At 64.6% G+C, this 14482-nt stretch carries 10 protein-coding genes; 8 read left to right on the top strand and 2 right to left on the bottom strand.

Going from position 1 to position 14482, the window contains the following annotated elements; translation table 11 throughout:
* Positions 1-456 precede the first annotated feature (456 nt).
* The 3 genes from ACYP5B_RS14910 to ACYP5B_RS14900 all read left to right on the top strand — a co-directional run bounded on the left by ACYP5B_RS14910 (position 457) and on the right by ACYP5B_RS14900 (position 6377).
* Positions 457-3312, top strand: coding sequence for an EAL domain-containing protein (locus ACYP5B_RS14910; protein WP_459570225.1), 2856 nt, complete (start codon positions 457-459; stop codon positions 3310-3312).
* Between the two features lie 172 nt (positions 3313-3484).
* Positions 3485-4501: a TonB-dependent receptor gene (locus tag ACYP5B_RS14905; protein ID WP_459570224.1), complete on the top strand. Its 1017-nt coding sequence runs from the start codon at positions 3485-3487 to the stop codon at positions 4499-4501.
* Between the two features lie 268 nt (positions 4502-4769).
* Positions 4770-6377, top strand: coding sequence for an alpha/beta hydrolase family protein (locus tag ACYP5B_RS14900; RefSeq protein WP_459570226.1), 1608 nt, complete (start codon positions 4770-4772; stop codon positions 6375-6377).
* Positions 6378-6464: 87 nt separating this feature from the next.
* On the opposite strand, the gene ACYP5B_RS14895 is transcribed toward ACYP5B_RS14900, so the two are convergent.
* The gene (locus ACYP5B_RS14895) at positions 6465-7796 is read right to left on the bottom strand and encodes an MFS transporter (RefSeq protein WP_459570223.1); all 1332 of its coding nucleotides are present in this window, start codon (positions 7794-7796) and stop codon (positions 6465-6467) included.
* 186 nt (positions 7797-7982) lie between these two features.
* Between ACYP5B_RS14895 and cyoA the strand changes: the two genes are divergently transcribed.
* From cyoA to ACYP5B_RS14870, 5 genes are all read left to right on the top strand, one after another.
* Positions 7983-9023, top strand: a complete 1041-nt coding sequence (cyoA, locus tag ACYP5B_RS14890; RefSeq protein ID WP_400101280.1) for a ubiquinol oxidase subunit II — start codon at positions 7983-7985, stop codon at positions 9021-9023.
* Positions 9024-9111: 88 nt separating this feature from the next.
* A complete protein-coding gene (gene cyoB, locus ACYP5B_RS14885; protein ID WP_400101250.1) occupies positions 9112-11115 on the top strand; it encodes a cytochrome o ubiquinol oxidase subunit I in 2004 nt (667 codons plus the stop codon).
* Entirely contained in the window at positions 11108-11764 is a 657-nt protein-coding gene (gene cyoC, locus ACYP5B_RS14880; protein ID WP_440938305.1) for a cytochrome o ubiquinol oxidase subunit III, read from the top strand. Before cyoB ends, cyoC begins: the two co-directional genes overlap by 8 nt.
* Positions 11761-12168 carry a cytochrome o ubiquinol oxidase subunit IV gene (gene cyoD, locus ACYP5B_RS14875; protein WP_459570222.1) on the top strand — a complete coding sequence of 136 codons (408 nt, stop codon included), beginning with the start codon at positions 11761-11763 and terminating at the stop codon, positions 12166-12168. Before cyoC ends, cyoD begins: the two co-directional genes overlap by 4 nt.
* Complete coding sequence (locus ACYP5B_RS14870) at positions 12165-12992, top strand: SURF1 family protein (RefSeq protein WP_459570221.1); 828 nt, start codon at positions 12165-12167, stop codon at positions 12990-12992. Before cyoD ends, ACYP5B_RS14870 begins: the two co-directional genes overlap by 4 nt.
* 12 nt (positions 12993-13004) lie before the next feature.
* Here the strand turns inward: ACYP5B_RS14870 and ACYP5B_RS14865 are convergent, their stop codons facing one another.
* Positions 13005-14189 carry a dipeptidase gene (locus ACYP5B_RS14865; RefSeq protein ID WP_459570220.1) on the bottom strand — a complete coding sequence of 395 codons (1185 nt, stop codon included), beginning with the start codon at positions 14187-14189 and terminating at the stop codon, positions 13005-13007.
* Positions 14190-14482: the final 293 nt, after the last annotated feature.

Below are 14482 nucleotides of genomic sequence, written 5' to 3'. Positions count from 1 at the left end.
TTGATCAACGCTTCCTTTTCAACGCTTTGTCCAGGGAAAACACAAGTTACCTTCAATCAGGAGACATTGCAACTTTGAGCAATTCCAGATCGTTCCGGCGCTTTGAGAGGACGCCTTCGGCGTCCGCGCTATCCATCCCTGCCCTGAAGGGCGAGGTTTCCCGCGCAAACTGATGATATCCGGTCGGGGGCGGGGCAATGTGAGTTTGCGTCAACGTGGCGCCCCGTCCGGTGCGCCTCCGGTGCGCAGGATCCCAGGCACCCCATCTCCAAGACGGTAGATACACCGATTCGACCCGTTCATGCCCTCAATTAACCAGTCTGAGTTAAAGACAGGCAGGGGCCTGCAAGTCAAAATGCCAGGGCACCCACCCTCGAGTATCGAATGAGGTGAGCAGTCGATCCGGATGCGACTTGTCGCCTGCGTTGCGTGGCGCTACGTCACAAATAGGAAACCATGTGGCAGACCTCCCAACCCTCGCCCGCCAGCGAGCATCGGCTCCGTGTGATCTGGCCCTTCGTGGTGATTGTGGTAGTGCTCGCGTTGGTGGGGATGGCAAGTGTCGACATGCTGGCCGCGGCGCGCGCCTTCGTCGGCGGTGAAAGCCTTTGGAGCAACGCCCAGAAGGAAGCGGTGCTACAGTTGCTGCGCTACGGGCAAAGTGGCGATGAGACAGCGTTCGGTGCCTATCTGCGCGCCATCGCGGTGCCACTGGGTGATCGCCAGGCCCGGCTTGAGCTCGAGCGCGCCGATCCCGACTTTGAGAAGGTCCGCGCCGGATTGATCGCTGGCGGCAATCATGTCGATGACATCCCTGGCATGATTCGTATGTTTCGGCATTTCCGTCATGTGGCGGAGATTGACCAGGCCGTCTCGGTCTGGGCGCAGGCCGATGCCGAAGTGATGGCGCTGGAGGAACAGGCCCGGCGCCTGCACGCCCTGATTCCTGGTGGCGCATGCGACGCAAATTGCGTCGGCCCGCTGCTGCAGCAAATTGGCATGATCGATGCGCGCCTGACGCCGCTGGAGACCGCCTTCTCCTACGCGCTCGGCAAGGCGTCGCGCCGCGTGCGCGAGCTCTTGCTGCCCGGCATTGCTGCGGTGGCGGCGTTGCTTTTGTTGCCAGGCATCCTGATCGCGAATCGCACCCTGCGTCAGGAGCGGCAACTCAGGCAGGCGCTGGCGCACAGCGAGGAGCGCTTGCAACTGGCGGTCAGCGGCAGCAACGACGGGCTGTGGGACTGGGACGTGCGTAGCGGCGGACTGTATTTCTCGCCGCGCTGTGCCGCCATGCTGGGCTACACGGCGGGGGAACTGCCGCAGTTGCGCGAAACCCTACTGGCCTTGGTTCACCCGGCCGACTTTGCTGCCCTCCCGCTGCAGTTGCGCCGGCATTTGCGGGGCGATCTGCCCTACGACGCTGAATTCCGCCTATGCACCAAGGCCAATAGCCATCTATGGGTACGCGCGCGCGGACGCCTGGTGCGCACCGCCGCTGGCCGCGTGCTGCGCATGGCGGGCTCGCTGACCGATATCACCGACCACAAGCGCTCGGAAGCCCAGATTTTCGCGGAGAAGGAGCGTGCCCAGGTGACGCTGCAGGCGATCGGGGACGCAGTCATCACTACCGATGTCTGCGGCCAGATCGACTCTCTCAATCCTGCGGCAGAGCGATTGACCGGATGGCGCAGCGAGGAGGCTATCGGCATGCCGCTGCACCGGGTCTGCATGCTGAAAGACGAGGTCACGCATGCACCGGTATCGGATCTGGTGGAGGCGGCGCTGGAACGACGCTGGAAGGAGCGCCCGGCGCTGCTGCTGGTGCTGCGGGCGGGATCGCTGATCGCGGTCAAGCCCTCGGTGGCACTGATCAGTAGCCGTGCGGGCAATGCCATCGGCGTGGTGCTGGTGCTGCACGACATGAGCCGTGAACGCGAACACGCTGCGCGCCTCACTTATGAGGCCAGCCATGATGCTTTGACCGGCTTGGTCAACCGACTCGAATTCGAGCGCCGGCTCGCCGCAGCGATGGCGCGGGCGCCCGGCGAGGCGGACAGCCATACCCTGATGTATCTGGACCTGGACCAATTCAAGGTAGTTAACGATACGTGCGGCCATGCCGCCGGGGATGAGTTGATCCGTCAGGTCGCCTCGGTGATGCGTGGCCAGTTGCGCAAGGGCGATACGCTGGCAAGGCTAGGCGGCGACGAGTTCGGCGTGTTGCTGGAACACTGCCCCACCCACGCCGGCCAGCGCGTAGCCGAAGCGCTGCGGCGGAGCATCGCGCAATGGCGCTTCGTGCACCGGCAGCGTACGTTTTCACTTGGGGTCAGCATCGGCCTGATCAGCCTGGATAGTGGGGTGACGCAGGTGGAGGAAGCACTGAGCGCTGCGGACGCCGCCTGCTATATGGCCAAGGAAGGTGGCCGGAACCGCGTTCAGGTGTACCGGCCGCAGGATGACGCGGTGCGCACGCGTCACGACGAAATGGAGTGGGTGAGCCGGATACATGCGGCCCTTGCGGCAGGGCGCTTTTGCCTCTATGCGCAGGAGATCGTGCCGCTACAGCCCAGCGGCGCCGGCGGCCGGCATCTCGAGTTGCTGCTGCGCATGGTGGATGAAGCCGGGCTGCTGGTGCCACCGATGGCGTTCATCCCGGCGTGCGAGCGCTACAACCTGATGCCGATGCTGGACCGCTGGGTGATCGACGCCGGCTTTGCCGCGCTCGCGCGACACCAGATCGCTCTGCCTGGGGATGTGGCGTTGTGCGGGCTGAACCTGTCGGCCGCCTCGCTTGGCGACGACCTGCTGCCCGGTTACGTGCGCCAGCGGGCCGCGCACCATGGCATCTCGCTCGAAGGGATCTGTTTCGAGATTACCGAGACCGCGGCCATTGGCAACCTGGCGCAGGCCGCCGTGTTTATCCGCCAGTTGCAGGAAATGGGTTGCCGCTTCGCGCTGGACGATTTCGGTGCCGGGATGTCCTCGTTTGCCTATCTGAAGCACCTGCCCGCAGAGTACTTGAAGATTGATGGCAGTTTTGTGCGGGAGATGCTCAACGATCCAGTCAACCTGGTGATGGTGGAGGCGATCCAGCGGATCAGCCACGCAATGGGCAAGCAGACCATCGCCGAGTACGTAGAAAACGAGGCGCTGCTGGCGCGGCTGCGCGAGCTTGGGGTGGACTATGCGCAGGGCTATGGGGTTGGCCCGCCGATGCCCTTCGCCAGCGTCACGAACACCGGGGCGACGCCTGAACCGGTCAAACTACCGGCCAGCGCAGGCTGCGGCAATGTGGCCGATATGGCTTAGCTAGCGGTTCGCCGAAGCGGGGGGGGGGGGCGGACCCGAGTGTGTCCGGCGTCTGCGCAGTACGATGACGCGTCGCGTCTATCACGTTGCGTGGGCGCCGCAGGGGCTTGAAGCACTTCGGGGAACAAAGCATGATGGCCACTTGGCATGTGCAACCTGGGAGAGGACGCCCATGAAACTTCGCCTTGTGTCTGGCCTGGGCCAATGGGACGGCCGCCGTCACCTGATGCATGCCGCGCTCTGCGTGGCGTTGCTGATGGGCATCGCCCATGCGGCCCACGCCCAGGAGTTTTACGTACTTGGCGGGCTGCAGCAGACGCCGTCGCTGGGAGAGAAAACCTATGGCTACACCTACGAGTACGCCCATAACCTGACCGACAACGTCTACGCCTCCTTCTCTTACCTGAACGAAGGGCACGTCACCAACCATCATCGCGACGGACATAGCGTGCAGTTGTGGGGACGGTTGCTGTCGACGGACCGGCGTTTTGCCTTCTCGCTTGGGGCCGGTCCCTATCGCTATTTCGATACCACGGTGAGAACGGCCGAAGGCGGCGTGAATGACCAGCACGGCTGGGGAATCCTGATCAGCGCGGCAGGCACGTGGTACATCAACGGCGGTCCGTGGATCGTGCAGGCGCGATACAACCGGGCGCAGGCATTTGGCAGCATCGACACCAACACCTTCCTGATCGGCGTGGGCTATCAGCTCGATCGAGGGAGCAGGGATGGTCCGGTGGTGCCACCGCCTTCGTATGCCGGCAATACGACCAACAACGAGCTGGCCGTCTTCGGTGGCACCACCATTATCAACAACTTCGACTCACCCAGCGGTACGGCTTTCGCGGTGGAGTACCGGCGTGGCATCCTGCCCTATGTCGACCTCACTGCCACCTATCTGAACGAGGGCGATGCCCGGGTTGTGCGCCGGCAGGGTGTTGCAGCGCAGGCTTGGCTGGTGCGGCCGTTCTTCAATGACCATCTGACGCTCGGGATCGGACTGGGGCCCTATGTGGCGCGGGACCGGGACGAGGGCGGCGGCATCACGCACACGCTCGGCCTGTTCACCATGTCGGCGAGCTATCGCATCAGCCCGTCCTGGACCACGCGCTTTTCCTGGCATCGCACCGTCACGACCAATAGCCGCGATTCCGATGTGATGGTGCTGGGTCTGGGGTATCGGTTCTAGCGGCGGGAGAGGGTCTGAGCCCTTTGGCCAATATCCGGGCCGATTAAGTTCTACTTAATTCTGTCGTTCGCAAAACCCAAGATGCTGCATCCTTGAAACTAAATGCCCCCGGCCGATTGCCCGTTTCCTGTCGCCAATTTCACAATACGAGATCGTGCGCTATGAGGCTGGCAGGTGGTTGATCCGTTTACCTACACTCCGCTAATTGTGTAGATCAGGCTAACTGACGTAGACCACAGGCGGGGGGGGCTGGACGATGCGATTGACCATGGCGAAGGCGGGCTTTGCGGCCTTGACGTGTCTGGTGCTGAGCGCGGCGGCTTACGCGCAATCGGCGAGTTTTTGCGGCGAGGGCAGCTGCAACGGCAACGGCAACAACAACTACAACCACAACAGTAATCGAGGCCAGCTCCTCGATCAGAGGACCACGCTGCGCCTGAGCGCGGCTGCGCTGGCCGGCGTTCTCAACGCGAGCGATTCAGGCCGACAACTATTGCAGGTCGCCGGCGCCCCTGCGTGCGACCTGGAGATCGTCTACTTCCGCTACCGCACCATCGGCGGCGCGAACGAGCCGACCACCGCCAGCGGCGCGCTGATGATTCCAAGCGGCGGGCGCGCATGCAGCGGGCCACGCCCGGCGTTGATGTACGCGCACGGCACCACCACCTACCGCGAATACAACGTTGCCGACCTGACGCAGAAGGACCCGGGCAACGGCGATGGCGCCTCGGAGGGCATCAGTGTTGCGGCCATGTACGCCGCGCAGGGCTATATCGTGGTGGCGAGCAACTACGCGGGTTACGCCGGCTCCGAGCTTTCCTATCACCCCTACCTGAACGCCCACCAGCAATCGGCGGACATGATCGACTCGCTGCGGGCCGCACGGGTCGCGCTGGGCCGGGCGGACTCGGGCAGGGCAACCCGGGAGAATGGCAAGCTCTTTATTACCGGCTATTCGCAGGGCGGCCACGTTGCCATGGCCACGCATCGCGCGCTGCAGGCGGCGGGCATCAAGGTGACGGCGGCTTCCACGGGTTCGGGGCCTTATGCGATGGCGGCCACCGGAGACGCGCTGATCGCGGGCGAGGTGGATCTTGGTTCCACCATCTTTACGACCTTGGTGGCGACCAGCTACCAGAACGCCTACGGCAACATCTACCGCAGGCCGGGCGACCTGTACGAGGCCACCTACGCGCGTGGCATCGAGGACCTCTTGCCGAGCGTGACGCCAATCGACACCCTGATTGGCAACGGCAAGCTGCCCGCCACGGCGCTCTTCAACCCGTATCCGCCGGCTCCGCAGTTTGCCTCGCTGACACCGCCGACTTCACCCCCGCTGGCGCCGCCTGAGCTGACGCCGATATTTGCCCTCGGGTTCGGCAAAGGCAACCTGGTGCGCAACAGCTTCCGCCTCAGCCTGCTGGAAGACGCGCTGGTGAATCCGGATGGCGCCTTCCCTTACACGACGGTGGCGATGGCGCCGGCGGCCAGCCCGGCCGCGCCGTTGCGCCAGGCGTTCAAGCGCAACGACTTGCGCAACTGGGTGCCGCGCGCGCCGGTGCAGCTTTGCGGCGGGCGTTTTGATCCGACGGTGTTCTTCTTCAACGCGACCGTGCAGCAGGCTTACTGGCAGAACGCCAAGGTGCCGGCGGGGCTGACTTCGGTGCTGGATGTCGACGCCCCGGTGGCGGGGCCTGCCGATCCTTATGCCCCGATCAAGCAGGGCTTTGCGCTGGCCAAGGCCACGCTCGCCGCGCAGGCGGTGGCCGCGGGCGCGACCGATGGAGGCGCGTCGGCGGTGATCGAGGCCTACCACGGGAGCCTGGTGGCGCCGTTCTGCATGGTCGCCGCGCGGGGGTTCTTCGGGAATTTCTGAGCAGAAGCACGGAGAAGAAAAGCTGAGTAGAAAAGAACGCGGCCAGTCATGCATCATGACTGGCCGCTTTTTTTCATCGTGGCCAGGTCAGTCGCGGGTTTCCATCTTGCGATTGATCCAGAGCGCCAGCAACGTGCACGCCACGCCGGATAGCAGGTAGCCGCTCACGGCAAACAACCCGAACTCCACCGACAGCCCAAGCGCCACCAGCGGCGCAAAGGCGGCGCCGAACAGCCATGCAAAATCGGAAGTCAGCGCCGCGCCGGTGTAGCGGAATCGCGATCCGAAGTTCGCTGTGACAGCGCCCGCGGCCTGCCCGTACGACAAGCCCAGCAAGCCAAAGCCGATCAGGATGAACAGGTCTTGCCGCCCCGGGGTGCCGCCCATCAGGTACGGCGCGAACAGGCTAAAGATGCCGATCAGGACTGCCATCAGCGCCAGCGTGGTGCGCCGCCCGATGCGGTCGGCGATCCAGCCGGAGGCGATGGTGGCCGCCATGGCGATCCCCGCGCCGATGATCTGGATGATCAGCACGTCGTTGATGTCCTGCGTGGCGTGCAGCGCGACCCACGACAACGGAAACACCGTGACCAGGTGGAACAGCGCGTAGCTGGCCAGCGCCGCGAATGCGCCGATGAACAGGTTGTAGCCCTGCGCGCGCAGTATCTGCACCGGGCTGATCGGCTCCAGCTCGCCTTCTTCCAGCAGTTGCGTGTACTCCCGGGTCACCACCAGCCGCAGGCGCGCAAACAGCGCGACCACGTTGATGGCGAACGCCACGTAGAACGGATAGCGCCAGCCCCAGTCCAGGAACTCGTCGAAATCCAGGTTGGCGCGCAAGTAGAGGAACAGCGTGCTGGCGAGAAGAAAGCCGATCGGCGCGCCGAGCTGTCCCAGCATCGAGTACCAGCCGCGGCGGTGCGCCGGGGCGTTCAGCGCCAGCAGCGATGGCAGCCCGTCCCATGAGCCGCCAAGCGCAATGCCCTGCAGGATGCGCAGCGCAGCCAGGATGATGATGGCGTTGTGTCCGAGCGTGTCGTAGCCGGGCAGGAACGCCATGCCGGCCGTGGCAGTGCCTAGCAGGAACAACGCGGCCGTCAGCTTGATGCTGCGCCCCCAGCGGTGCTGGATCGCCATGAACAAGGCGGTGCCGAACGGGCGGGCGATGAACGCGAAGGAGAAGATCGTGAAGGAGAGCAGCAGCCCTTCCAGTTGCCTGACGAACGGGAAGAACACGCTGGGGAAGATCAGCACCGAGGCGATGCCGTAGACAAAGAAGTCGAAATACTCGGACGCTCGCCCGATGACGACGCCGGCGGCGATCTCGCCTGGCGCCACTCGCGCCCGGTGCGCGGCCTCGTGCGCGGGCGCGGGGGAAGACGGTGACGGCTGGTGCTGCTGCGTAACGCTGCTGGACATCGTCAGGCCCTCTCGTCTCTCGTTGTTCGGGGTGGCGTTTTGTGTCACTCCTTTAAGAATGGCACTTCTTTGACTACAGTGCCATAGGAAATGTTGAGTTTCCGCGGCCAGCTCACCGGCGTAGTTCCAACGATCACTTCCACGGCTATGCAATTTCGCATTCGGATAGTGCCATCCCGCTACGCGATGCGCGGGTGTTTGCTGTTTGCTGCCACCCTGCTGCTGACAGGCTGCAACGCCGTTTTGCTAGCCCCGGCCGGGGACCTCGCGGTCCGGCAGCGTGATCTAATCATCATTTCAACCGGACTGATGCTGTTGATCATCGTGCCGGTGATCGCGCTGACCCTGCTCTTTGCCTGGCGCTACCGCGAGACCAACAGGGAGGCCATCTACGAGCCGGACTGGGACCATTCCACCTTGCTGGAACTGCTGATCTGGGCCGCGCCGCTGCTGATCATCATCGCCCTGGGCGCGCTGACCTGGGTCAGCACCCACAAGCTCGACCCTTACCAGTCCTTGAGCCGCATCGACGCCGAGCGCCCGGTGCCCATGGCCATGGAGCCACTCACCGTGGAGGTGGTGGCGCTGGACTGGAAGTGGCTGTTCTTCTACCCCGAGCAGGGCATCGCCACGGTCAACGAGCTGGCGGCGCCCGTGGATCAGCCGATCCGGTTCAAGATCACGGCGTCCACCGTGATGAACTCCTTTTTCGTCCCCGCGCTGGCGGGCCAGGTTTATGCCATGCCGGGCATGGAGACCAAGCTGCACGCGGTGATCAACCAGCCGGGGGTCTACGAGGGCTTCTCCGCCAACTATAGCGGCGCGGGCTTCTCCGGCATGCGCTTCAAGTTCCACGGCATGAGCACCGAGGAATTCCAGCGCTGGGTCCAGCAAGCCAAGGCCGGCGGCGGCGCGCTGACGCGCGACGCTTACCTGCAGCTGGAGCAACCCAGCGAGCTTGAGCCGGTGCGCCGCTACGCCAGCGTGGCTTCGGGCTTGTACGACGCGATCCTGAACCGCTGCGTAGAAGCCAACCGGCCTTGCATCAGGGACATGGCGATGAATGCGAGGCGGGGCCAGGGGCAGGACAAGCCGCGGGCCTTCAACGTGGCTGCGCTCGGAGGCGGTGCCGCCCGCGCCAGCTTTGGCGCCATCTGCACGGCAGGCGATCCCGCCGGCATTGGCAACGGCCCCCGCGTGGCGTCCACCAGGACGTTGCCCCAATAACGCCAATGACGTTGCCCCAATGACGTTGCACCGATGACCTGCTGTTCCCCGATTCCTGAAACAACGCCCTTGCGGCCCTGGTGACACAATGCCCGAGCACCTCGACCTGACGCAACTGGTATTCGGCCGCCTCACCTGGGAGGCAATCCCCTATCACGAGCCCATCCTGCTGGCGACCTTCGCGGCCGTCGCGATCGGGGGCCTGGCGCTGGCTGGCGCGCTCACCTACCTGCGAGCGTGGGGCTACCTGTGGCACGAGTGGTTCACCAGCATCGACCACAAGAAGATCGGCATCATGTATGTCGTGCTGGGCATCGTCATGCTGCTGCGGGGGTTTGCCGACGCGGCCATGATGCGGTTGCAGCAATCGGTCTCCTTTGGCGATTCGCTGGGCTACCTGCCGCCGCACCACTATGACCAGATCTTCACCGCGCACGGGGTGATCATGATCTTCTTCGTGGCCATGCCGCTGGTCACCGGGCTCATGAACTTTGTCGTGCCGTTGCAGATTGGCGCGCGCGACGTGGCCTTTCCCTTCCTCAACAACTTCAGCTTCTGGATGACCGTCGGCGGCGCCGTGCTGGTGATGATGTCGCTGTTCGTCGGCGAGTTCGCGCGCACCGGCTGGCTGGCGTATCCACCGTTGTCGGGCGTGCTGCAGAGTCCGGACGTGGGCGTGGACTATTACATCTGGTCCTTGCAGGTTGCCGGGCTGGGCACGTTGTTATCGGGCATCAACCTGCTCGTGACCATCGTCAAGATGCGCGCCCCCGGCATGACCATGATGAAGATGCCGGTGTTCACCTGGACCGCGCTGTGTACCAACGTGCTCATCATCGCCGCCTTCCCGGTGCTCACCGCCGTGCTGGCCCTGCTGGCGCTCGACCGCTATGCCGGCACCAACTTCTTCACCAACGATCTTGGCGGCAACGCCATGATGTACGTGAACCTGATCTGGATCTGGGGGCACCCGGAGGTGTACATCCTGGTGCTGCCCGCGTTCGGCATCTTCTCGGAAGTGGTTTCCACGTTCTGCCGCAAGCGCCTGTTCGGCTATGCGTCGATGGTGTACGCCACGGTGGTGATCACGGTGCTCTCCTACCTGGTCTGGCTGCACCACTTCTTCACCATGGGCTCGGGCGCGAGCGTGAACTCGTTCTTCGGCATCACCACCATGATCATCTCGATCCCGACCGGGGCCAAGATGTTCAACTGGCTGTTCACCATGTACCACGGGCGCATTCGCTTCGAGGTGCCCATGCTCTGGACCATCGGCTTCATGATCACCTTCGTGATCGGCGGCATGACCGGCGTGCTGCTCGCCGTGCCGCCGGCGGATTTCTCGCTGCATAACAGTCTCTTCCTGATCGCGCACTTCCATAACGTGATCATCGGCGGCGTGCTGTTCGGGCTGATGGCTGGCATCACCTACTGGTTTCCCAAGGCCTTCGGCTACCGGCTGGATCCGTTCTGGGGCAAGTGCTCGTTCTGGTTCTGGCTGGTTGGCTTCTACGTTGCCTTCATGCCGCTCTATGTGCTCGGGCTGATGGGCGTGACCCGCCGCATGAGCCATTTCGAGGATGCGTCCCTGCGGATCTGGTTCCAGCTGGCGGCATTCGGCGCGTTCTTGATTGCGCTAGGCATCGGCTGCTTCCTGATCCAGCTGGTGGTGAGCTACCGCCGGCGCGAGTCCCTGCGCGACATCACCGGCGATCCGTGGGATGCGCGCACGCTGGAGTGGTCGACCTCCTCGCCGCCGCCGCCATACAACTTTGCCTTTACCCCGGTCATCCATGACAACGACGCGTGGTGGCAGATGAAGGAGCACCATTTCCAGCGGCCCCAGCATGGCTTTATCCCGATCCATATGCCGAAGAACACCGGCGCGGGCATCATACTGGCGGGCCTTAGCACCGTGCTCGGCTTCGCCTTGATCTGGCACATGTGGCTGGTCGTGATCGTATCCTTCGCCGCCATCCTGATCGTGGCGATCGGCCACACCTTCAACTACAAGCGCGATCACTACATCCCGGCCGACGACGTCGTCCGCACCGAGGCAGAGCGCACGCGCCTGCTTGCCACCCATGGTTGATACCACCGCCCCCTACGGCCCCGGCGACGTGCGCATGCCGGACACCCCGCACCAGAGCGAGCTGCGTTTCTACGCGACCAGCGAGGTGCATGCGCAGAACGGCACCTTGCTCGGCTTCTGGCTGTACCTGATGAGCGACTGCCTTGTCTTCGCCAGCCTCTTTGCCGTGTACGGCGTGGTGGGGCGGCGCTACGCCGGCGGCCCTACGGGTGCCGAGCTGTTCGAGCTGCCCCTGGTGGCGCTGAACACCACCATGCTGCTGCTGTCGTCGATCACCTACGGCTTTGCCGTGCTGGAGATGCAGAAGGCGCAGGTGCGCACCACCCTGATCTGGCTCGGCATCACCGGCTTGCTGGGCGCGGGGTTCATCAGCCTGGAGCTTTACGAGTTCGCGCACCTGGTCCACGATGGCGCGGGGCCGCAGCGCAGCGCCTTCCTGTCGTCGTTCTTCACGCTGGTGGGCACGCACGGGCTGCACGTGACCGTGGGGATCGTCTGGCTCATCACGCTGATGGTGCAGGTGGGGCAGCACGGGCTGATCCCGGCGAACAAGCGCCGCCTGATGTGCCTGTCCATGTTCTGGCACTTCCTGGATGTGGTCTGGATCGGCGTGTTTACCTTCGTCTACCTGATGGGAGTGCTGCCATGAGCGCGCATGACAATGCCCTTGCAGGCGATCCCCATGGCCACGGCCATGACGACCACGGCCACGGCCACGATGGCGAGGTTAGCCATAGCACCTTCAAGGGCTACATGACGGGCTTCGTGCTCGCGGTGGTGCTCACGGCGATTCCGTTCTGGCTGGTGATGGCCAAGGTATTCGACAAATCCAGCACCACGGCGCTGTTGCTGCTGGGCTGCGCCGCGGTGCAGATCGTCGTCCACATGATATATTTCCTGCATATGAATGCGAGGTCGGAAGGCGGATGGACCATGCTGGCGTTGATCTTCACGATCGTGCTGGTGGTCATCGCGCTGAGCGGCTCGCTTTGGGTAATGTTCCACCTCGACCAGAACATGATGCCAATGCACGACATGAAGAATCTCCCTTGACGGCCCGCCAGCAGGGCGTAGCCCCATCGAATCCGCCTTCCCGCAAGCGCGCCACCGGCGTGCTTGCAGTGTTTGCCTTGCTCGCCATCGTGGCGGTAGCCGGGCTGCTTTCGCTTGGCGTATGGCAAGTCGAACGCCGCGCGTGGAAGCTCGACCTCATCGTACGCGTCAATGCGCGCGTCCATGCCCCCGCCACGGCCGCGCCCGGCGCGGATCAGTGGCCGCGGCTCACCAAGGCCGCCGACGAATACCGCCGCGTGCGGCTCACCGGCACCTTCCTGAACGACCGCGAGACCCTGGTCCAGGCCGTGACGGAGCTTGGCGGCGGCTTCTGGGTGGTGACGCCCCTGCGCACGGCGGATGGCAATGTGGTGCTGGTCAACCGTGGCTTTGTGCCGCCGGAGCTGAGCGAGCGCGCCAAGCGCAGCGGGAGCGACCTCAACGGCGAGACCACCATCACCGGCCTGTTGCGCTTCAGCGAGCCCGGCAACGGCTTTCTGCGCACCAACGATCCGGTGGCCGGGCGCTGGTACGCGCGCGATGTGCCGGCCATTGCCGCCGCGCGCGGCCTGCAGAACGTGGCGCCTTATTTCGTCGACGCGGACGCGGCCGTGCCGCTCGGGGACGCCAGCAAGCGCACCTGGCCGGTGGGCGGGCTGACCGTGATCACGTTCAACAACAACCACCTCGTTTATGCGATCACCTGGTTTGCGCTGGCGCTGATGCTGGCCGCGGGCGCTGTCTACGCCGGGCGGGAGGCGTATCGCCGGGCGCGGGCCGACGATGCGCAGGGCGAGGCCAAGGCAGGACAACGTAAGCCGTAGGCGCGGTCCCCGCTACCCCACGGACGCTTCGAACACCCGGCGGTAGTTGCCGCCGAGCACCTTGCCCACTTCCTCTTGCGTGAAGCCCGCCGCCAACAACGCATCGGCCAGCGAGGGCAGCTGGTCGTAGGTGCGCAATACCGGTGGCGAGATGAAGCCGAGCATGTCCGTGCCCAGGCCCACATGATCCACGCCAACCACGTCGGCCATCCGCTTGAAGCCGAGCGCCATGGCAGGCAGGTCGCGGAAGGTGCCCGCGCTGGGCCAGACCCCGATCACGCCGCCGGTGCCCGCGATCACGCGCGCGTGGTCGGGCGTGATCAGCCGGCTGCGCAGGCTGGGGCGCGTAGCCAGCGCGGAGTGCGAAATCACCAGCGGCTTGGTGGCGGTTGCGGCGGCGCGCTTGACCAGGTCATAGGTGCCATGCGCGACATCGACGACGATGCCCAGGGCATTGCAGCGCCGCACCACATCCGCGCCGAAATCCGTCAGGCGCCCGTGTACGGGCGCCTCCGTCTGGATGTCTCCCAGCTCGTTTACGCGGTAGTGCGTGAGCTGCAGGTGCCGCAACTGGTGCATGCCGTACGCCTCATCCACGCGCTCCAGCCGGCCTTCCAGAAAGTCGGCGCCCTCCGACGCAATGATCACACACGGCCCGGCCGGCCCCCGCGTGGCCAGCGAAGCCGCGTCGGTCACCACTTGCATCTGCTCTCGCTCCACCAGTTGATGGGCGCGCGCGAATTCGGCCACGCCAAGCGCATAGAGCTCGCCTTCCGACGGGGTTCGCCAGGCCTCGAAGCGCGTGCGATCGGCAGACACGCGCGTGACGATGGTGTCCGTCACGATCGCCAGGCAGATCACGTTCATGCCGCCGGCGCGCATCGGCGCGGCCAGCGGAAGAAAGGGCCGGTCCGCGCCGATGGCGGGATCGCGCGACACGATCACGCGGCCGGCATGGCTGTGCATGTCGATGGTCAGCGCGGTGGGGGAGGGCTTCCAGGGGGAGACGTCTTTGATGGCCTTCGTGCCGGGCGAAGCCTGCGGCGCGGTGTAGCCGGAAAAGCGTTCCGGTGCACAGGCGGCTAGCGCGAGTGCCGCGCCCGACGCCAGGAACGCGCGGCGGCCGATTCTGCCCGGAGCCTGCTCAAGCGGCGCATCGGCATCGCCCTGACGGATCGTCGTCCGGTCAATCTGCATTGTCGCTCCACGCGTTTGCGTTCGGACTATGATAGCGCGGCGCAAAGTGCTCCCGGCGCGCGGCTTGTAGGACGGCATCCCATTGCCCTTGGCCCGCGCACTGCCTAACCTTCCTGTAACTCACGTAGTTGGAGAGTCAGATCCCACATGACCTACTCCGATTCGTTGCGCCAGATTCTTGCTCCGGATTCTTGCTCCGGATTCTCCTCGCTTGTCGTCAGGTCCGTGACGAGCGTTTCATGAGCCGCTGGACAAATCCCGGCGGCTTTTCTTTGTCCATGTCTATCGTCCGT

It is taken from the genome of Cupriavidus sp. 8B, from assembly GCF_054589115.1.
The sequence above is the reverse complement of the archived record's forward strand: the minus strand, read 5'-3'. Positions and strand labels throughout refer to the sequence as shown.